8 protein-coding genes and 1 tRNA gene are annotated in these 21,396 nt (G+C 36.5%); 7 read left to right on the top strand and 2 right to left on the bottom strand.

Annotation, left to right across the window (positions count from 1 at the left end; translation table 11 throughout):
• Nucleotides 1-55: 55 nt before the first annotated feature.
• Nucleotides 56-529: a peptide-methionine (R)-S-oxide reductase MsrB gene (gene msrB, locus AC07N0_RS13425; RefSeq protein WP_492803178.1), complete on the bottom strand. Its 474-nt coding sequence runs from the start codon at nucleotides 527-529 to the stop codon at nucleotides 56-58.
• A gap of 236 nt (nucleotides 530-765) precedes the next feature.
• Here msrB and AC07N0_RS13420 point away from each other — a divergent pair.
• Nucleotides 766-850, top strand: a tRNA-Ser gene (locus AC07N0_RS13420).
• A 144-nt stretch (nucleotides 851-994) separates the two neighbouring features.
• Here the strand turns inward: AC07N0_RS13420 and AC07N0_RS13415 are convergent.
• Nucleotides 995-5,164 carry a hybrid sensor histidine kinase/response regulator transcription factor gene (locus AC07N0_RS13415; RefSeq protein ID WP_494589581.1) on the bottom strand — a complete coding sequence of 1,390 codons (4,170 nt, stop codon included), beginning with the start codon at nucleotides 5,162-5,164 and terminating at the stop codon, nucleotides 995-997.
• Between the two features lie 199 nt (nucleotides 5,165-5,363).
• Between AC07N0_RS13415 and AC07N0_RS13410 the strand changes: the two genes are divergently transcribed.
• The 6 genes from AC07N0_RS13410 (at nucleotide 5,364) to AC07N0_RS13385 (ending at nucleotide 21,396) form a co-directional block, all read left to right on the top strand.
• A complete protein-coding gene (locus tag AC07N0_RS13410) occupies nucleotides 5,364-7,463 on the top strand; it encodes a beta-galactosidase (RefSeq protein ID WP_494589580.1) in 2,100 nt (699 codons plus the stop codon).
• 91 nt (nucleotides 7,464-7,554) lie between these two features.
• Nucleotides 7,555-10,806: a glycosyl hydrolase gene (locus AC07N0_RS13405; protein ID WP_494589579.1), complete on the top strand. Its 3,252-nt coding sequence runs from the start codon at nucleotides 7,555-7,557 to the stop codon at nucleotides 10,804-10,806.
• 324 nt (nucleotides 10,807-11,130) lie between these two features.
• A complete protein-coding gene (locus tag AC07N0_RS13400) occupies nucleotides 11,131-12,372 on the top strand; it encodes a hypothetical protein (protein ID WP_494589578.1) in 1,242 nt (413 codons plus the stop codon).
• Nucleotides 12,373-12,585: 213 nt separating this feature from the next.
• Entirely contained in the window at nucleotides 12,586-15,594 is a 3,009-nt protein-coding gene (locus AC07N0_RS13395; RefSeq protein WP_494589577.1) for a glycoside hydrolase family 2 TIM barrel-domain containing protein, read from the top strand.
• Between the two features lie 681 nt (nucleotides 15,595-16,275).
• A complete protein-coding gene (locus tag AC07N0_RS13390; RefSeq protein WP_492803044.1) occupies nucleotides 16,276-19,425 on the top strand; it encodes a SusC/RagA family TonB-linked outer membrane protein in 3,150 nt (1,049 codons plus the stop codon).
• An 18-nt stretch (nucleotides 19,426-19,443) separates the two neighbouring features.
• A complete protein-coding gene (locus tag AC07N0_RS13385; protein WP_492803042.1) occupies nucleotides 19,444-21,396 on the top strand; it encodes a RagB/SusD family nutrient uptake outer membrane protein in 1,953 nt (650 codons plus the stop codon).

The raw sequence follows: 21,396 nt of genomic DNA, 5'->3' as shown, positions 1-21,396 counted from the left end.
AAAAATTGATTCATACACTAATAAGCGTATGAATCAACTTAATTATTTTTCTTTATTATTTTTTTTCAAATACCAACGATAGCGAATTAATACTATAGCGTTTTCCAGTTGGTTTAGGGCCATCATCAAAAAGATACCCTAAGTGTGCCCCACATTTGCTACAAATTACTTCTTCCTGAGACATCCCTCCGCCGTCATTTGAGACTACTAATACATTAGTATTACTTATCGGACTCCAGAATGATGGCCAACCGGTGCCAGCTTCAAATTTAGTATTTGAAGTAAAAATCTCTTGCTTACAACACACACAATGATAAGTTCCTACCTGATGATTATACACATACTTGCCAGAAAAAGCTTTTTCGGTACCTTTCTTTCGAGTAATCTGGAATTGTTCAGGTGTTAACGTTTTCTTCCACGCCTCGTCCGACTTCTCAATTTCAAACTTTTGAGGCATTTCCTCCTGTGCATAACCTTTGCAGGCCGCTGTAATAACAGCAATGAATAGTGACAATAGTAGATTTTTCATATTAAGATTGTATGTCCCCCTGTCTCCAAGAGGGATTTGGTTTAATAAAACATGCCTAGGAGACCCTCAGCTACGCTATATTATCATATACGAAAAAAAAAGTGTAAAAGTTTTTTTTATTTTATCTACTTGATAATCAGTACAAGTTAATTGTTTGTTATTTTTTTTTGATATTTTTTTCACTTTAAAGTTGCACAAAAAGAAAGAAAGTACTAATTTTGCATCATCAAAAACGAAGAGAGTTGGCAGAGTGGTCGATTGCGGCAGTCTTGAAAACTGTTGACTGTTACAGGTCCGGGGGTTCGAATCCCTCACTCTCTACACAATCAAATAAATGATATTTGAACAGAAATCTACCACAAAAGGTAGATTTTTTTGTTTTATTACCTTCATATTCTGTTTATTGTACAGAAAAGTAAATCTTCTCTCTTGTCAATATTACAATTACCTTCTTTTACTTCAATCTCAATTACCTTTCAATCCTTGAATAAATACAGAAGGTGACTTCCCAAATTCTTTTTTGAAAGCCCTAGAGAAATAAGATACGCTTTGTAAACCTATGCGTTCTACTACTTCATTGATGGTTACTTGTTCATGTGTCATAATATGAATTGCTTTTTTAAGCCTAATCGTTCTGATGAATTCTCCAACAGACTGTCCAGAAATGCTTTTTATTTTGTTGTACAAGGCGGTTCTACTAATACAAAAATGTTCGCAGATGTATTCTACATCGATTTCTTCTGACTGAATATTATCTTCTATCAATTTCAGAAAATTATCTAAAAATTCTTTATCCTTGGTAGATTGTGTCAAGGCAGATGCTTTTACGTAATAATCGGTAGTGTATTTATGTTTAAGTTTTCTTTTTTGCTCAAAAACATTGTGAATCGTTAATAAAAGCAATTCTATACTTAAAGGCTTGGCAAAATAATAATCTGCCCCAAAGTTCAACCCTTGAATTTTAGCTTCTAGGGCATCTTTTGCAGAAAGAATTACAAAGGGAATATGACTGGTTTCAAAGTCATCTTTAATCATTTTACAAAGGCTAATTCCATCTAATAAAGGCATCATTACATCACTGATAATCAGGTCAGGGATTAGTTCCTTGGCTAAATCAAACCCAGAAAGCCCGTCTGGAGCTTCATGAACGATATATTTTTGTGATAAAACCGAACGCATAAACAACCTTAATTCTTCATTGTCTTCAACGATTAAAATTTGCTCAACCTGTTCTTGTTGAATATCATCCAAGTTTGTGGTAATCGTAACATTTAATAAGCTAGTATCAAGCTCTGTTTTTTCTAAAAAGCCTTGTCTGGGCTTAGTGGCTCTCTTTTCAGCTGTGGTATAATCATCTTCATCACAAGGTAAGGCCACTAGAATATCTGTTCCTTTGTCGATTTCACTACTCACATAAATATTTCCTTTATGCAACAATACTAAGCTCTTTACTAATGCTAACCCTACTCCCGAACCTGTATGCTCATTACTTACTCGATAATATCGTTCAAATATGTTGGGCATAAATTCTTCAGATATTCCTATACCTGTATCTTGAATATAGAAATAGGTATATTTTTTCGCTTTGACTGGACTCTCGATTGCAATACTATTATTAAACCGTTGTTTAATATTTGTTGCATCAGAAAAAATGGAAAAAGTAACTTCGCCATTTTCAGCTGTATATTTGAAGGCATTTGACAATAAATTAAGTATTATTTTTTCTACAATCTGGAGGTCAAACCATTGAGGGCTATCTGGACTGTCGTTTTTATACCTAAATGTTATTCCCTTACTTTCTGCCAAATCTTCAAATTCATTAGCAATATCACTTACAAAATCGCTCGTCTGTATCGGTTGAACTTGTAACTGAATTATATTATCTGACACCTTTTGTAGGTTCATTAATTCATTAATTAAGCTTAACAATCTTGAGGCATTTTTGTACATAACATGAAAGGTATTGCCCCAGTCTGCTATTTTATTTTCTTTTTTTAGTTTTTCTAGTGGACCAATAATAAGAGAAAGAGGTGTTCTAAATTCATGCGAAATATTGGTAAAAAATTGTACTTGTTGCTGATATAACTCTTCTTTATGCTGGTGTATTGCAGTTCGTTTTTGTTCCTCTATATCTCTAATTTCAATTGCTCGTTTTAGGCTATACCATTTTAATTGATAGCGATAAATACTGATAAGTATCGCCAGTATCAGCAATGCATAAATCCATTTGGCAATAAATGATTTCCACCACGGAGGAGTCACTGAAATAGGTAGGCTTGCTACCTTTGAAGACCAAATACCATCATTGTTTGTCGCCTGTAACAATAAAGTATAATCACCATACGCTAAATTACTATACGTTGCCTTTGGATTTTTCCCATCGGTCTGTATCCATTCTTTATCAAGTCCTTCTAATTTGTATCGGAATTTACATTTGAGTGGATTAGCATAATGCATTGCCGAAAACGAAACTACCACGTTATTCTGTAGGTAATTGAGTGCTGTTTTTTTACTAAAATAGATACCCTCTGAAAGAATAGTATCTTCTTGTTTTACATTATTGATTAATAGTCCTGTAAAAACAGGGTTTGCTTGAATGGAATTGGTATAAATGCTGTCTGGATAAAAATAGTTGAGCCCATTAATTCCTCCAAAATACAAACGTCCGTCTTTCCCTTTCAATGATGCTCCGACTTTGAAACTATTACCTTGGAGTCCATCATAATAATCATAGTTGGTTGTTGTTTTGGCCTTTGGGTCAAATCTTTCCAAACCTCGTCCACTTAGCCAAATTTTCCCATTATTATCTATTTCTAAGCACTCTACGTCATTAAAAATACCGTGTTTTGTACTATATGAAACAGCACGATAATTCCCTTTTAAATCTATGATGATTTGGTTCAATCCTCCTCCTAGTGTCCCTGCCCACAAAACATTCTTTGAACTCTTTCTGATAGGCCACACGTAGTTTGAACTAATAGGGTTTACGCTTCCTTCGTTTTTATACCTAAATACACGACTGACTTTTCCTTGCTGATTAAGCACAAAATGAATAATGCCGTGCATACTTGCCGCAAATACTTGAGGGCTATTAGCATCGGCAAAAATAAAATGAGCTGGGCTAAAATATTGCACTCGATAGATTCCCAGACTATCTAAGGTAATTCTGCCCATATTTCTTTCTAAAGCCCCAAACCATATATTTCCAAAAATATCTGTGGCAAGGCTTTGGATGCTGTAGGTAGGAAAGTTCTGAGCCCCTTTTGGAATGAGTAGTGTTGTTCTATCTTTTGCCAGAATTTCAATACCTTTATCAGTCGCAATCCATAAATTCCCCTTTTTATCAAGTGTTAACGCATTAATTACATCACTACGAAGAGCTAAAGGCGTTGATTTTTTATCAATCGTGCTAAACTTTTTTGTGCGAAGGTCATAACGATTTAGTCCATTTTCATGCGTCCCAACCCAAAGAATATGCTCATTTTCTTCCAAAATGGCTCGAATATGATTCCCAGAGAGTGTATTTTTTAGGTCAGGATTATGTTGTAAGGTATAAAAACGTTTGGCGTTTAAATCAATATAATTCACTCCACCTCCTATGGAACAAACCCATAAGCATTGTGTGCGGTCAATTAATAACTTAGCAAGTCGATTCGTGTTCAATCCATTTGGAAGACTAGTCGCATGAATTTCCTGTAAAGGTTTTAAAGAAGCATCTAATAAAAGAAGTCCTTCGTCTGTACTCACCCAATAGCGTTGAAAGGCATCTTGTACCACATCATTAATTATGAGGGATTGAGTTGCCTTAAATTGGTTGATAACCTTAACATCGCTTTTGATAATATCATTATCAGGCTGACGGACAGATAAATTAGTAGTACCTATTGTTTGTCCGAACACAAACGATAACATTCCTTTTGTATTAGTAAACAGTTGAGCAATAGGTCCTTTTTCCTGTAAACTTGAAAAACTGGCAACTTGACGAAGTTTATTATCTGTACTTAATACCCAAATCTCCCGATTACTACAAAGCCAGATTCTCCCCTGAGTATCCATAAGGGCATCATGAAACTTTTCTTTTTCTGGATATTTTATAGGCAAGGTCTTTACTTGTTCATTAGTGATATAATGAATCAAGGGTATATTTGATTTAAGGGTAAACAAGGTGCCATCTTTCCGTTTGATTATTTTGCTATAGCCTAAGTTCTGAGCTTGTAGCGTATTGGTTTTCAAGTTCAAATATCGTTCATGCTTGGTATCAAAACATTGAATCCCATCATCCGTGACTAACCAAACATTTCCGTTTTCATCGGGGTACAGACTTCTTATCCTATTCCTAAAAGCATTGTTTTTGGACTCAAGATTATTGTAAAAAGATTTTATTGAATATCCATCAAATCTATCCAATCCAAAAAGTGTAGCAATCCAAATGAAGCCTAAATTGTCTTGTTTAATGTCTTTGGCATCGGTATGCGACAAGCCATTATCAACCGTTAAGTGAGAGAATTTTACAGGAACTTGTTGTGCGTTGCTAAATAAGGAAAGAAAAAATAATAAGCCTAACAGAATGAACTTAGGACTTATCCGATTGACAAATCTGTTCAGGGGTGATTCATAAATTATTCTTAACAGCATGAGCAAGTAAAATTATGACGTGAATATCCTACTATTTTTTTGTTTCATGCTCTCCTACAGCAGGAAAACAGTAGAAATGTACATTAGGGCAAAAAAATGAACCAATAAGGCAAGCCTTTTAACTGTCTTCTTCTTGTTCTTTGCTGAATTAAAATGAGGACTTCTACTCATTAAATTTAACACTCAAACAGTATTTAATATGTCCATCCAGTTCAAAACAATCTTCAAGAATAAGTTAAGACTATTTACCTTTTTTAGTCTATTATCGCTCAGTCAGCCTATCGTTGCTCAAATCAAATTTGATAATATCCTTTATGGTGCATCGTATTACCACGAGTATATGCCTACGGAAGACCGCTTAGAAAAAGATGTACAAATGATGCAAGATGCAGGCGTTACGGTAGTTCGTTTAGCAGAATCTTCATGGAGTGGTTTTGAACCGCAAGAAGGTAAGTTTGAGTTTGCTTGGATGGATAGAATTATCGATAGGCTTCACAAGGCTAATATCAAAGTTATCGTCGGTACGCCTACTTATTCAATACCAGCATGGCTTTGGCATCGGTACCCAGAAATATTGATAGAATATACTGAAGGTCGAAAAGCAAATTATGGCATCCGTCAGAATATTGATATTACCAATGCTTCTTTTTTATTTTATTCCGAACGAATTATTCGAAAAATTGCTGGTCATTATTCAAAACATCCTGCCGTTATCGGCTATCAGGTAGATAATGAAACCCTTACAAGAGGAGCAAATAATCATGGATTTCATGTGGGCTTTGTTAATTACATCAAAGAGAAATTCGGTTCTACGCAAACCCTTAATAAGATTTGGGGACTTAATTACTGGGGCATGACCATGAATAACTGGGATGAATTTCCGAAAAGAGATGATGTAACCAATACGGGCTATAAGCTAGAATGGGAACGTTATAAAATGAAAGTAATTGCAGACTTTCTGACTTGGCAAACCAACATTGTAGGCGAATACAAACGCTCTGACCAGTTTGTAATGCACTGTTTTATGACGACTCCAGAAATTGACAAACCTGCTACAAGTAAGAGCATGGATTTGCTTGGTTTGAACAAATATCCACCTGCACAAGACAAATGTTCTGGGGCAGAATATGCTATGGCGGGAGATTATCTGCGTTCTGTGAAAAATAAAAACTACCTCGTTACAGAAACGACGGGACAAACAACAGGGTGGGATTCAAAAGAGCAAGCTCCACCCTACAATGGGCAAGTACGCCTGAATGTTTATTCCAACATTGGTTCGGGGGCAAATATGGTTGCTTACTGGCATTGGCATTCCTTACATTATGGGCAAGAAACCTATTGGAAAGGTATTTTATCACACGATTTAGATACCAATCGTGTGTATAATGAAATGAAAAAGACAGCTTTGGAACTTAAAAAAATTGGTAAACACCTAGTCAATTTAAAGATTAAACCAGAAGTGGCGATACTATTTAGTTACGATTCAAATCATGCCTTGAATATTATGCCTTATAAAGATGGTAGCAATGCTTATCGTTCACAAACCGACCAAATGCACCGTGCGCTCTATAACAATAGTGTGGCGGTTGATTATATTTTTGCCAATAGTGCAAAAAACTTGAATGACTATAAACTTATAATTGTCCCTCCTCTGTATGTAGCGTCTGACTCCTTGCTAACAGTTATTGCTGATTATGTAAAAAATGGCGGACATGTAGTGATGATGTTCAAAAGCGGTTTCTGTGACCAAAACTCGATGGTTCGACCAGCAATTGCGCCAGGACCACTCCGTAAAGTTTGTGGATTTTATTATCAGGAGTTTGCCAATATCAAAGAATTAAAACTTAAAACAAATCCTTTTGGGGTGAGTGACAATGATAATAAAGTTTCAGAATGGGCTGAATTGATTATTCCAGAAACTGCTAAAGTATTAGCCTATTACGACCACCCTTTTTACGGAAAATATCCTGCTATTACCAGTAATATTTTTGGAAAAGGTTCTTTAGTTTATGAAGGAACTCGTCCTTCGGATGTTTTGCAAGAAAAAATTCTTTTAGATGCTATGCAACGGGCAGGTATCAAAACACATGACCAGCATTTGCATTGGCCATTAATCACCAAAGAGGGTACAAATGATTTCGGAAAAAAAGTACACTTTTTCTATAATTATTCTGCTCAGAGTCAGACGGTAAGTTATGACTATTCGGATGCTAAAGAATTGACAAATGACCGAAAAGTAAACAAAGGAGAACGTTTAACATTAGAACCTTGGGGAGTACTCATCGTTGAAGAAAATTAAGCGTTTATCCACTAGCTTCTGTACGACAAACTACTAATAATCATCGACTTGTAATAGATATTATAAATTTACAACAGTGAAAAACGCCAGCATGAAAAAATACTTTTTAGTAACGATAACAATACTGTGCCATTTAACCTATTGCCAAGCTCAAAAGTCAGGCGATTTTACAGTCATTGAAAAAGGCTTTACTACCCCTTCAGAAAGTACTCAAACGGCTTGTTATTGGTATTGGCTAAACGACCATATTTCTAAGGAAGGAGTAATTAAAGATTTGCAAGCAATGAAAAAGGCGGGGATCAATAGGGCATTTATTGGAACCAATATCCGAAATCGAACCAGTTTTTCAAGAGACCTTACAGGACAATATTTCGGGAAAGTGAAGTTTTTTTCTGACGAATGGTGGAGTGTGTTAGAAACTGCTTTAAAAACGGCTTCTGATTTAAAGATAGAGATTGGTATTTTTAATTGTCCAGGGTGGAGCCAATCTGGTGGACCATGGGTAAAACCTGAACAGGCTATGCGTTATTTAGAAGCGTCTGAAGTACGTGTAAAAGGTCCAGTTAAACTATCACAACAACTGGTAAAACCAGATACATTTTTTCAAGATGTAAAAGTATTGGCTATTCCAGTGGCACCTGATTATGAGCAAAATTTATTGGATTTACCCGAAACAAAGCTAACTGCTTCTAATCTTCAAGTGTCTAAATCTTCTGCTCTTAACGCATCAAAGTATGTATTATCCGAAAAGAAGGGTATGATTGATATTGAACTAACCGATATTTCAACGATTCGTAGCCTTACATTTTATACAACAGCTACAATCAACATGAAGGTTGAATTGCAGGTAAAAGAAAACAATGAATATAAAAGTATACAGACTTTTAGCGTCTTTTCTGCGCAGACTGTAGAGAATTTGGCAACAGGATTCGAACCTTATGCCCCATTTACGCTACCGATAGATGAATTGAGAGGGAAAGCATTCAGACTGATTTTTAATAAAAATGGAGAAACAGACAGTCAAATCAGCAATATTGTTTTGAGTTCAACACCAGCAATTAAAAATTTGCAGGAAAAAAAGCTGGCAAAAATAATCAGCGGTCTCCCTGCTTGGGATGCTGCCATGTGGAAAACTCAAACTCCCTATGACTCAACAATCAAGATGCCCCAAGCAGACCAAGTATTGGATATCTCTCAATATATGGCATCAGATGGTACACTCAATTGGAATGTACCCAATGGCAATTGGATAATTATGCGTACAGGTATGCGATTTATTGATGTACGAAATGGTCCAGCTTCGTTTGAAGCCGAAGGCTTAGAAATTGATAAAATCAATAAAACGCACCTTGAAAGCCATTTTAATGCTTTTCTGGGACAAATACTAGAACGCATCCCAGCAAAAAATCGTCAAACATTTAAAGTAGTAGTATTAGACAGCTATGAACGTGGAGGGCAAAACTTCACGGATGGTTTTTTAGCCGAATTTAAGCAACGTTATGGATATGATGCTACCGCGTACTTGCCAGTTATGAAAGGACATATTATCGAAAATATTGACTTGTCAAATCGTTTTCTTTGGGATATGCGTCGTTTAATTGCCGATAAAATCTCTTATGACTATGTCGGTGGATTGACAGCAATAAGTCATAAACATGGCTTGACAACATGGCTTGAGAATTATGGACATTCGGGTTTTGCAGGAGAATTTCTTCAATACGGCGGTCAGGCGGATGAGATAAGTGGAGAATATTGGGATAGACCAATCAATGATAAATACTACGAAAATCGTGGAGCATCTTCGGCAGCACATATCTATGGAAAAAATAAAGTTTGGGCAGAATCTTTTACCAGTGGCTCATGGGAGAACAATGAATCCTTTAAAAGTTATCCTCAGAAATTAAAAAGAGTGGGAGATTGGGCATTTACTGAGGGAGTAAACAGCACCTTATTGCATGTATATATTCAACAACCTTATGTAAATGACTATCCCGGCATAGATGCATGGTTTGGTACAGAATTCAATCGTAAGAATACATGGTTCAGTCAAATGGATTTATTTACCTTGTATCATAAACGTTGTAATTTTATGCTACAGCAGGGGTTAAATGTAGCTGACATTGCTTACTTTATTGGGGAAGATATCCCGAAAATGACAGGTATTCGTAAACCAGAGTTGCCTAAAGGATATAATTATGATTATGTGAACGCTGAAGTAATCATCCGTAATATGTCTGTCAAAGACGGGAAGTTAGTACTACCGCATGGTACAACTTATCGTATGCTAGTGCTTCCTCCTCAACAGTCAATGCGTCCTGAAGTATTAGCTAAAATTGAACAATTAGTGTCAGATGGTGCTATTATAGTAGGGACACCTCCTAGCCAATCACCAAGCTTGCAAGATTATCCGAGTGCTGACCAAAAAATCCAAGCACTAGCCAAAAAAATGTGGGGCGACCTTTCGGTAAAACAGCGGGCTTATGGAAAGGGAATGATAATCAATGACTTGCCCCTTAAGGAGGTACTAAAACTTATCAATACAACAACGGATTGTTTTTCTGATAACGAGTCTATACGCTATACTCACCGTACGGTAAATGGAAAAGAAATTTATTTCCTGACAAACATTAGCGACAAGGCGGTAGATTTTACAACAACATTTCGAGTAAATGGACTTCAACCCGAACTGTGGGATGCTTTAAGTGGCTCTATAAAGCCTTTGCCAGCCTTTGAACAAGCCAATGGTACTACAAAAATTCCCTTACATTTAAGTGTTGATGGTAGTGCATTTATTGTATTTCGCAAGCAGGGAAAATCTACAGCGAATGGACGTCATGCAAATTTTCCTGTTCAAACTACCCTTGCAACCGTTCATGCTCCGTGGCAAGTTACATTTGAACATGATTCAATAAAGCGAGGTCCTTCTGAGCCAGTGGTATTCTCTGAATTGAAAGACTGGACGAAAAGCGATGATGAACGAATACGTTATTATTCTGGTACGGCCATTTATAGAACAACATTGACTATTGACAAACTCTTGAAAGGTCAGCAGTTATATTTGGATTTGGGAGACCTTACTGCCATGGCTAAAATAAAAGTAAATGGTGAATATGTAGGTGGAGTATGGACAACCCCTTATCAGGTGAATGTTACTGGAAAGATTAAAAAAGGAAATAATAGTATTGAGATTGAACTCGTAAATACATGGATGAATCGCCTGATTGGCGACCACCGTTTACCTGAAAATAAAAGGATTGTACAATCGAAAAATAATAAGTGGAGTGCAACCTCGCCCTTACAAAAGTCAGGGTTATTAGGCCCTGTAAAACTTTTGACTGAGTAAAAAATGTTAGGTTATTGGGTTAAAACAATTTGGTCATATATGGTCGAAAGTATCACTAATTTTGTGATACTTTCAGATTAATCTACTTTAATTCTCTTTTTTGCTTTCCTTCCTTTGTTCTTTTCGAAGTAAAATCTCCTTCAAATGCTGCTACAGTTCTTAATACTTTATTAGCATCCTATAACAGTAGTCGAGGTATTCTTAATTTTGCATTTGAATTATTTTTGTAATTCAAATGTACCTTGTACTTTCGTTTTATAAGGAAGAGGATATTTTTAATTATTTAAAGTCCCAGACCTCCTCAACTATTTACTATTCATTTTAATGGATAAAAGAACAACGTTAAATAATATTATTATCTACTGTCAAAATCGTTTTAACAATGGTTTAGCTACTGATTGGAAACATAGTGATTTTGCAAATCTTAGTCGCGAAATCATGCGTGATACAGGTGTGAATATCAGTCCAAATACACTTAAACGTATCTTTGGAAAAATTTCCGTTGATGATGATTACTTACCTCAACAAGCTACCATTGATGCCCTTAAAAAATATGGTAGATATGTTCCGCAACAAATAAGCCCAATATCATTGCCCCAAGTAGAAGATACACTCAAAAGAAACAACCCCTTTATTTTTAAAAAGTATCAACAGGTTATAGTCATCTCTTTAATTATTATTAGTGGATTGTTTCTATACAAAATTTTAATCTCAACAGATGACCTTTCTGGTAGTATTAAATTAGCCCGTATAGAAGGAATCTTGCCCCAAACAGTTTTTTTTGATTTGCAATTGCCTTCTACCAAAGATAGTATTTTTGTCAATTTTGGTGATAAATCTCCTCGGGCTTATGTTGATGCTACACAGAAAAGCTCGGCACATAATTATTTATTCCCCGGAATATTTCAAGTGAGTTTACAAACAAAGAGTAAAACCATAGCAACCACAAAAGTATATGTGCGTTCGGATAAATGGATTGGTCTAGGGTTTCATAACCAACGAGATTTACCTAATCGACACTACGAATTTCCTGCTATAAAAACGGGGACAGACAGTGTTTTTCATATCAATAACAGTCAACTCTATAAGACTGGCATGGATACAGTGGGAAGAATGTATATCAGACTGTGTAATTATACACCAACAAATTACCATGCTGATGATTTTGTTTTTGAAACTACCTTTAAGAATAAATTACACGAAGATGGTATTTACTGTAATAGTACAAAATTTCAAATAGCTGGAACCAATAGCATAATTCGTTTTATGTTTGTAAACCAAGGCTGTAGTTTTGGAGTATTGAACAACCTTAGTGAGCAAGTATTTAATGGAAGCAAAAGCAATCTTTCACAATTTGTGATTGACCTAAGAAAATGGAATACCGTTAAATTAATAAATCATCACAAGCATGTTTCATTGTTTGTAAATAACAAACTTCTTTTTGAAGGCACTTATATACAACCCCTCGGTGAAATAAAAGGATTGTTCCTTGAATTTGCAGGGAATGGCTTTGTTAAAAATTGTGACTTGAAAACTCATGAGGGCAAAAGTCTTTATCATTTTTAATCACTCGCTAAAATGCTGTGATATACACACGCTTCTATCTTCCTAAAACTCACTGATAATCAACAAATTATCTTGTCCATAATTTTGGTCAAAGATTGGTCAATTACGTTTAAGCTAACAAAAGGGTGTTCTACATAATTTTGAGCATTGCTTCTTCTGACAAAGAAGAAACAATGCTCATTTTTTCTTTTTGTTAATGCTAACAATATTTCTATGAATTTTAAGTACACTATTTTAATCGCATTCACGTGTTTGTCTTGTACCTACAATAGCTTATTGGCTCAGGTACAAATGCCTTCTAAGGGCGATTCTCCAAAACGTATTTCACTCAATGGAACATGGAAGTTTAAGTACATCCCTTCGTCTAAGCTAAAAGGTGATTCCTTGTTTCACGAAACTACTTTTGATGCTAAGCAATGGGAAAACATTAAAACCCCTGGCAATTGGGAATTACAAGGTTTTGCCGAACCCATTTATCACAAAAAACTAAAAGAAGGAACGGGATTATACCGTACTAATTTTTCAATTCCTACCAACTGGAACGGAAGTCCCATTTATATTGCCTTTGATGGTGTCGCCTTTGGCTATACTTTTTGGGTAAACGGAAAATATGCAGGCGAGTTTTCAAGTGCTTTCAACCGTCAAACCTTTGATATTTCATCTTTGGTTACAGCAGGTAAAACACACTCTTTAGCCGTTAAGGTGATAACTCATCCCAAAGGTTGGGAATTCGATACCAATGACGACTGGTCGCTGTCGGGTATTTATAGAGATGTTACGGTATTTAGTCTGAATCCTGTACACATCAAAGATGTTCTTTTGCAGACATTCCTACAGGCAGATAAAGCCAACCTTCATATAAAAGCCGACGTAGAAAAGACAAATAGTGCATCGTTTTCTAAGAATATTAAGTTGGTCGGACAACTCATAAACGCTGCTGGGAAGACGGTGAATACTTTCACAATCTTGCCTGATAAGAAAGCATCAGAGGAATCGACCATTGCTTTTTCGCAAGTAGTTAAAATAAATAACCCTGCCCTTTGGTCTGCTGAAAAACCTTATTTATATACCCTTCGCTTAACTTTAAAAGACGAGTCGAATGTCCTACAAGAATATAGTGAACACGTGGGAATCAGAGAAATTTCTTGGGCAAATGGTGTGCTAAAATTAAATGGTTCGCCGATTAAATTAAGGGGTGCAACCCACCACGACCTTTCTCCAATCAACGGACGGGGAATTACTGAAGCTGAAATAAAGCACGATTTGAAATTGATGCGCGAAGCCAATATCAACTTTATTAGAACGTCACATTACCCTCCTAATCCACGCTTATTAGCATTATGCGATTCTTTAGGTTTTTATGTAGACGACGAAGTTCCGTATGGTTTTGGAGAAGAACACTTGAAAGATTCTACTTACTTGCCTAATTTGTTACAACGGGCAAAATCAACCATTTGGCGTGACAAAAACCATCCAAGTATCATTTTTTGGAGTGTCGGTAATGAAAATCCTGTCACAAAAATCGGGCTAAAAACAGGAGAATATGTAAAATCACTAGACCCCACTCGTCCCTATTGTTTCCCACAAGGACCAACAGATTTTCGTGAAATGTTGGTAAAACACCCTATGGTCTCAGACATCCTTGCACCTCATTATTTAGTAGCTGCTGAGTTACGAGAATTAGCAAAGACTATTAAACAGCCATTGGTTATGACAGAATATGCCCACGCATTAGGGCTTGATTTTAATTCAGCTGATGAGATTTATGATGTTATGTATACTAACCCAACCTTAGCGGGCGGGGCAGTATGGGAGTTTGTTGACCAAGGAATCCTTCGTAAATTGCCTAAAAAACCAAACAAAGATGAAAAAACTACTTTTGTTTGGCCGACAGAAAACACCTTTTATGACACTGCCGACAACCAAGGAACGGATGGTATAGTATATTCAGACAGAACGCCACAAGTTGATTATTTTCAACTGAGAAAAGTTTATGCTCCTGTAAGAGTACTTGATACCGATTTGACCTTTAAATCAGGCAAGCAAACCTTTCAAATAAAGGTGGTCAACCGTTATGATTTCACAAATTTAAGTGCCGTCAAATGCAAATGGCAGGTTTGGGCAGATAATAGCCTGTTAAGTTCAGGAACAATTCCTATGAATTGTTTGCCACACGATACTTTAGTGTTGAATATTGCCACTAGTTTACCCGAAAAGCCCACGACTATGATACACTACCTAAAACTAATGTTTGAAGACAATACACACTATCAATTTTACGAAAAATCGTATACTATTCATGCCAAAGAACTTAACGAAAGGTTAACGAATATCTCAGCCCCTAAAGCATCAAAACCTATCAAATCGGGTGAAAGCATCACATCAGAGAACTATCGTTTTGACTTTGTGAAAGAAACGGGAGGCATTCAGCTTAAAAATAGTCAAGGAGAAATAATCATTTCAGAAGGATTATTTGCGAGGGTCGGTCGTAAACCTTCTATGGCTCAAAATGCGACGATTCCTTCCAAGAGGTCAAAACTGAAACATACACTTTGGGCTGAACATTTGTTATCCAAACCAACAACACAGGTAAAAACATTTGATGCAAAACAATTGATTATCAATGACACATTTTTTCCTGATAGTTCAAAAGAGCGTTCAATATCGGGAGATATTGCCTACACTTTCGCTGAAAATGGACAAATCAATATCGAATATAACTTTGTTCCAATAGGGAAAGAAGAAGCCGTAGAAACAGGCGTTTCGATGCTTATTCCAGCAACCTTTACCGAATTTAGATGGGTAGGAAAAGGTCCTTATGCAGCTTATCCTGGCAAAGAAAAACTAAGCGATTATGGCATTTATCACCTAAATAGCAATGACCTTTATTTTGCAGGAAACCGTCAGCATGTTGATTGTGCAGTTTTTACAGATTTAAAAGGAAATGGGTTTGCCATCCTCGCCAACAAAGCCAATATTGCCGTTGAACGTACAGAAAAGGGGATTGTGGTAAGTCATAATGCCCACGTATCTAGCACTTTTAATAAGTATGAATGGCCAGATAATTTATACTCTTTTAAAAATGCCAAAGGGTTCAGTGGAAATTTTAAGATATTGCCTTTTACAGCTGAAACATGGCCTACTATTCTAAAAAACCTGTTCGGAGAAAGCAAAAAGACAGTTAAACCATTCCAACCTTTTTATCATAGTTATGACCAATAAATCAGTTTATTAAGATTTTATATACCCTAAAAAGAACATGAGTAACTTGTTAGCTTAACAAGTTACTCATGTTCTTTTAGTTAAATGCCTTAAATATTATTAATTAATCGCATTAAATACTCATCCTCCCCTCCTATAATTTTTCTTCTATTTTCATCTTTCCTTTTTTGGATATTTTATAGTGTAATTGAACCTCTAATTTATAAACAACTGCTAAATTTTCAGGTATTTATATACCTTAAGGCTTTGTAAATTTCTTCCAAAAACTACTACATAAGTGCTGAGCTTTCACGCTAATTTCCTACAGGATTTGTCTTTTTTGTGCAATATATTACACCTCTATGATGGGTTGATTGTACTTAATGATTATAGGATTTTCCCATGTCAATTTTGAACTATTTAAACCACCATTCAAGCGATTTTAAAAATATTCTTTTCCTAAAAAACTGCTTCTAATTAAGCTTATACGTTCCTGTTCAAGAATTGCACATTTTGAAGTATATTAAGTTTAAACAGTACTTAACAAAGAATAAATATATGTTCAGAATCCCCTTTTCTACAGGATGCACCATGAAGGTTTGGGATTTACATGGCAATACTTTTATGAAAAAGACAAAAAAATATTAGATAAATTATGTATTTCACTTCTTTTTCACTGTTTCATTTTAAAATCCGAAATCAATGCTAAAAAAATTACTAAGAGTGAGTGTACTAATGGTTTTTGCTGGTTGTTATACTCAGGTGCAGGGTAAAACACGTCTGGTATCTACCAAAAGTATTAGGTTGGCCTATTCAGAAAGGTTGCCAAACAAAGTAGCGGTTGCTTTGCCAGTGACAGGTAAGATAACCAGTAGTGATGGTGAAGCACTACCTGGAGCAGCTATCAAAATCAAAGGTACTGCCAAAGGAACAATCACAGGTGCTGATGGTTCTTTCAAAATTGAGGTGCCAGATGGTAATGCGGTGTTAGTGATTTCTTCGACAGGTTACGAAACCCAAGAAGTAGCGGTAGGTTCACGTGGCGTGATTAATGTGGTGTTAGTGAATGATATTAAGGCATTGGAAGAAGTTGTTGTTGTTGGTTATGGCGAGCGTAAAAAATCTGATGTTACGGGTTCTATTGTAAGTGTAAGTTCAGCAGAAATCAATCAACGACCTGTCAGTAATGCTTTACAAGGAATTCAGGGTAAAGCAGCTGGGGTAGATGTTTCATCAAGTGACAGACCGGGTACAATCGGGAGTGTGTCGATTAGAGGGGTTCGTTCTCTTACGGCTTCCAATTCACCATTATACGTGGTAGATGGTATTCCATTGATTTCGGGAGGTATCGATAATATTAACCCAAATGATATTGAGTCGATTGACGTACTAAAAGATGCCTCCGCAACAGCCATTTATGGTTCAAGAGGTGCTAATGGTGTAGTGATCGTTACGACAAAAAGAGGTAAAAATGGTAAATATACCATCAGTCTTAGTACTGCCTATACGACAGAAACCTTGCAGAACAGATCTAAGTTGATGGATGCTGGTCAGTATATTGAATACAGAAGATGGTCTAAGTATTATTCAAATACAGCAGTGTTTCCTCGTGGTGACCAGCCGACACTAGCAAATGACAAAGATATCTTCCTTGGTACTTCAGACCCTTCTGCTTTTGCTAACATTCAAAAAGGATGGGCTAGTGGCACATGGGACGGTTCGAAAGTGGAAACTACTGATTGGGTAGGAATGATTACTCAAACATCTTTGACAGCTCAGCATACGTTGAGTGTTAGTGGTGGTACAGAAAAAATGAAAGCCTATGGCTCGTTTGGGTTTCTTAATAACCAAGGTACTGTTAAAGGGCAAGGATATAAGCGTTATTCAGGAAAACTAAGCATTGATATAAAACCTACGGAGTGGTTTACAATGGGAGGTACTTTAAATACTGCTTATTCTATTAATGAGTACGGACAGTCAACAGTGGGTAGAAACAATAACGTAAATACAGCAGGACTTTATGAAAGTTCAAGAGCTATTTTTAGTTATGCCGTGCCGTTTGATGCTACTGGAAAGCGTGTGGAATTGCCGGGTGGTGATGATGCCGTTAAAACGATTGTTAATGAAGAGAAGTATTCTCAAGACCAACGCATTAATTTAAGAGCTTTTGGTAGTTTTTATACAGAATTTAATTTCGGTGGATTCACAAAAGCACTAGATGGCTTGAAATTCCGTATCAATTTTGGTCCTGATATTTCAATGAACAGAGATGGGGTATATCTTGACGCCAACTCTGTAGTAAGAACGGGGTCTAGTTATGCTGCTTTGATTAAAGACCAGTCGATGTCTTATACGTTAGACAACATGCTTACGTATAACAAAACCTTCAATAATAAGCATCAGCTTGGTATTACTGCGCTACAAACGCAGACCCAATACGACTATGAACAAAGTAGTATGGGTGCTGATAACGTTCCTTTTTCAAGTCAGAAATGGAATGCTTTGTCAACTAGCAACTTGCCATTAACCTCTTGGAATTCAACGTTGACACAAAGACAAATCCTTTCTTACATGGGGCGTGTCAACTACGACTTTGATAATAGATTCTTAGTAACCGTTTCAGGACGTTATGATGGTGCTTCACAATTATCAGAAGGCAATAAATGGGCGTTTTTCCCAAGTACAGCCTTGGGTTGGAGATTGAACAACGAGCGTTTTATGTCTAATCTAACTTGGATAGACCAGCTAAAAGTAAGAGCGGGTGTGGGTGTAACTGGTAACTCTGCGATTGACCCCTATTCAACTAAAGGTGGCTTGAATCCTATTTTCTATCCATTCGGAGGAACAATTACTTCTGGGGTACTCAACCTAACGACCTTAGCAAACCAAAATCTAACATGGGAGAAAACGTCTCAGTTCAATTATGGTATTGATTTCTCTATTTTTAAAAGAAGAATTAGTGGTAGCTTAGACTATTATACATCTAGCACAACTGATTTATTGTTGTTAAAGACGATTCCTTCGGTAACGGGTTTTGTTAACACCTATGCCAACGTAGGCGAAACTGCCAGCCAAGGGATAGACCTTACCTTAAATACGCTGAATTTTAGCAAAGGAGGTTTTGAGTGGAGTTCAACATTCAATGGTTCTTGGCAGGATAACCACATCGTTACATTGGCTAATGGAAAAGTGGATGATATCAACAACAACTGGTTTATCGGACAAAGTCAAGGGGTGATTTATGGCTATCAATCAAATGGCATCTGGAAAGGGTCTGACCAAGCAGAGATGGCTAAATTTAATGCAAATGGTCAGAATTTCTCAGCAGGTTTGTCAAGGCCAGTTGACCAAAATGGCGACTATAAGATTGATGCCAACAATGACAGGGTAATCATCGGTAGTACTATCCCTAAATTCTTGGTGGGTTTTACAAACAACTTTGAATACAAAGGATTTTCGCTTTCAATATTCTTATACGGAAGATTTAGTTACTTATTTAACACAGGTGGCGAAGGATTGACTGGTCGTTTCAACCAACGTGTGGTAAATTACTATACAGAAGTTAACACCACTTCCGATTATCAAAAGCCTATTTATACAGCAGGTACTGGTGACCCATACTCGTTGATTTTGGGCTATAAAGATGGGTCGTTCCTTAAAATCAGAAATATTTCATTGGGTTATAACCTACCTGATAAATTTTCAAAAAGCATTGGGTTAAGCCATTCGAGAATTTATGTACAAGCATTGAACCCAGGAATGATTTTCAATAACATCGACTGGATAGATATGGATTTAAGAAATTCAGCTTGGAACAAAGGCTTCTCAATGGGTATCAATGTTGATTTTTAACGTTATAACAAATTCAAAATGAATAAGACATATCTAAAATATATAAAAACAGGTGTTTTCATCGTCGCTACTTTTGCGAACATATCCTGTGATAAAACATTTCTTGATGAAGAACTGACTACCAGAAGAGGTTCAGCCTACTATGATACAGAGGCAGGTATTCAATCATTGGTAGTAGGAACTTATAATCAAGTATTGAGCGTTCCATTCAGTACCGAAATGCAGTTTAGTACAACGAATTCTGGTACTGACGAATTTCACGTAGGTGGAGATGCTTCTAATGGTACTTGGAATAATTACGACGGTGGGTTGAAATCTATCGTTACCGTTTCAAATGCCAATACTGTTGCCGCAGATGCTTCATGGAATGCTTCTTATATTGGCATTGGTTTGGCTAATCAGATTATTAAATCTGCCTCAGAGATAACTTCAACCAACAATGCTATCAAAAAAACGGCATTGGGCGAAGGCTATTTCTTCCGTGGGTTTAGTTACCTAAAATTGGTTCGTCAATTCGGTGGTGTACCTCTTAAATTGACGGTGAGTACTTCTGTAGAACTTGAATTTACGCGTGAGACTGCTGAAAAAGTATATGCTCAAGTAATTGATGATTTAACAAAAGCTTATGACTTGTTGGATAATACAGGCGCTTCACCTGCAAAGGTTACCAAAGATGCCGCTGCACATTATTTAGCCAAAGCATATCTTTCGAGAGCAAGTGAAATTAATGATGCTTGGAATACATCCACCAAAGCTTCTGACCTTGCTAAGGTGGTAAGTCTTTCGGATGAAGTAATCGCAAGACACCCATTAGCCACCAACTATGGTGACATTTGGGCATACAATAAACCGAATGGAACGAATGAGTCGCTATCTGAATTAATTCTTTCAGCTCAGTTTACGGGTGATTTAACAGCAACTACTTTCAATTTCAATCACCTAGTATTTACGGCTCGTTATGATGATATGCCTTATATGCAGCGTGATTTAACAGGAATGAGACCATATAGTCGCTTGGCTCCTACCTATTTTACCTACGATGTTTTTGACCAAGTGAATGATTCAAGATTTTGGAAGAGTTTCAGAACCAAACACAGAACTAATAAAGGAAGTGGAAAGTATGTAAACGGTGATTTAGGGATTATGTATGTAATCAATAGTCCAAGCGATACCCGTTTTACAAAAACAAAATACTTGGATGAGATAGTCTATTCAAAAACCAACAAAACGATTCCATCTGTATTTGTTGCTCACGCTTCTGATGGCAAAAGTTTAATGACTGATGTTAGATTCCCATCATTGAGCAAGCATTTTGATGGCGCTCGTTTGGCAATCAATGAAACAAGAGGAACAAGAGATGAGATTTTGGCAAGATCAGCCGAAACGTATTTAATGGCTGCAGAAGCAAAAATTCGTTTAGCAAACCTTGGACAAGGTTCTTTTGATGCTGCACTTCCGTATATCAATGCTGTTAGAAAAAGAGCTGCTTATAAAAGTGGTGAAGACCGTTCATATTATACTGACGGTGCTGCTGCGTACGTAGTTTCAGCGTTAGTTCCGAACCCTGATATGAATTCATTCATGACCGAAAACTCTTATTATGAATCGAATAATATCGCTACGACCACTACTGCTACGGCACTTGACATTGTAAGTGCTACAACGTTGCCAGCGCAAGATGTAGCCGTAATTAATAAGTTGGGATATAGTTCTACTTATGACAAAATGTTGTGCTTAGTATTAAATGAAAGAACAAGAGAGCTTTGTGGTGAATTCCACCGTTGGGAGGATTTAAGTAGAACAAAAACCCTAGTGGCTAGAGCAAAAGCATATAATCCAGAGGCTGTAACGTATATCAAAGATTATCATGTATTGAGACCAATTCCTCAAACATTCCTTGATGCTATTTATAGCAAAGGTGCGGCATTAACTTCTGCTGAAAAGCAAGCAATGCAAAATCCTGGGTATTAG

The sequence above is a fragment of the Arcicella sp. GW821-FHT09D11 genome (assembly GCF_059416265.1).
This window is presented reverse-complemented; position numbering and strand designations above follow the sequence as displayed.

Bases quoted from the DNA above. Each gene is read 5' to 3' on its own strand.
- msrB (WP_492803178.1), bottom strand. From the start codon at position 529: ATGAAAAATCTACTATTGTCACTATTCATTGCTGTTATTACAGCGGCC.
- AC07N0_RS13415 (WP_494589581.1), bottom strand. From the start codon at position 5,164: ATGCTGTTAAGAATAATTTATGAATCACCCCTGAACAGATTTGTCAAT.
- AC07N0_RS13410 (WP_494589580.1), top strand. From the start codon at position 5,364: ATGTCCATCCAGTTCAAAACAATCTTCAAGAATAAGTTAAGACTATTT.
- AC07N0_RS13405 (WP_494589579.1), top strand. From the start codon at position 7,555: ATGAAAAAATACTTTTTAGTAACGATAACAATACTGTGCCATTTAACC.
- AC07N0_RS13400 (WP_494589578.1), top strand. From the start codon at position 11,131: ATGGATAAAAGAACAACGTTAAATAATATTATTATCTACTGTCAAAAT.
- AC07N0_RS13395 (WP_494589577.1), top strand. From the start codon at position 12,586: ATGAATTTTAAGTACACTATTTTAATCGCATTCACGTGTTTGTCTTGT.
- AC07N0_RS13390 (WP_492803044.1), top strand. From the start codon at position 16,276: ATGCTAAAAAAATTACTAAGAGTGAGTGTACTAATGGTTTTTGCTGGT.
- AC07N0_RS13385 (WP_492803042.1), top strand. From the start codon at position 19,444: ATGAATAAGACATATCTAAAATATATAAAAACAGGTGTTTTCATCGTC.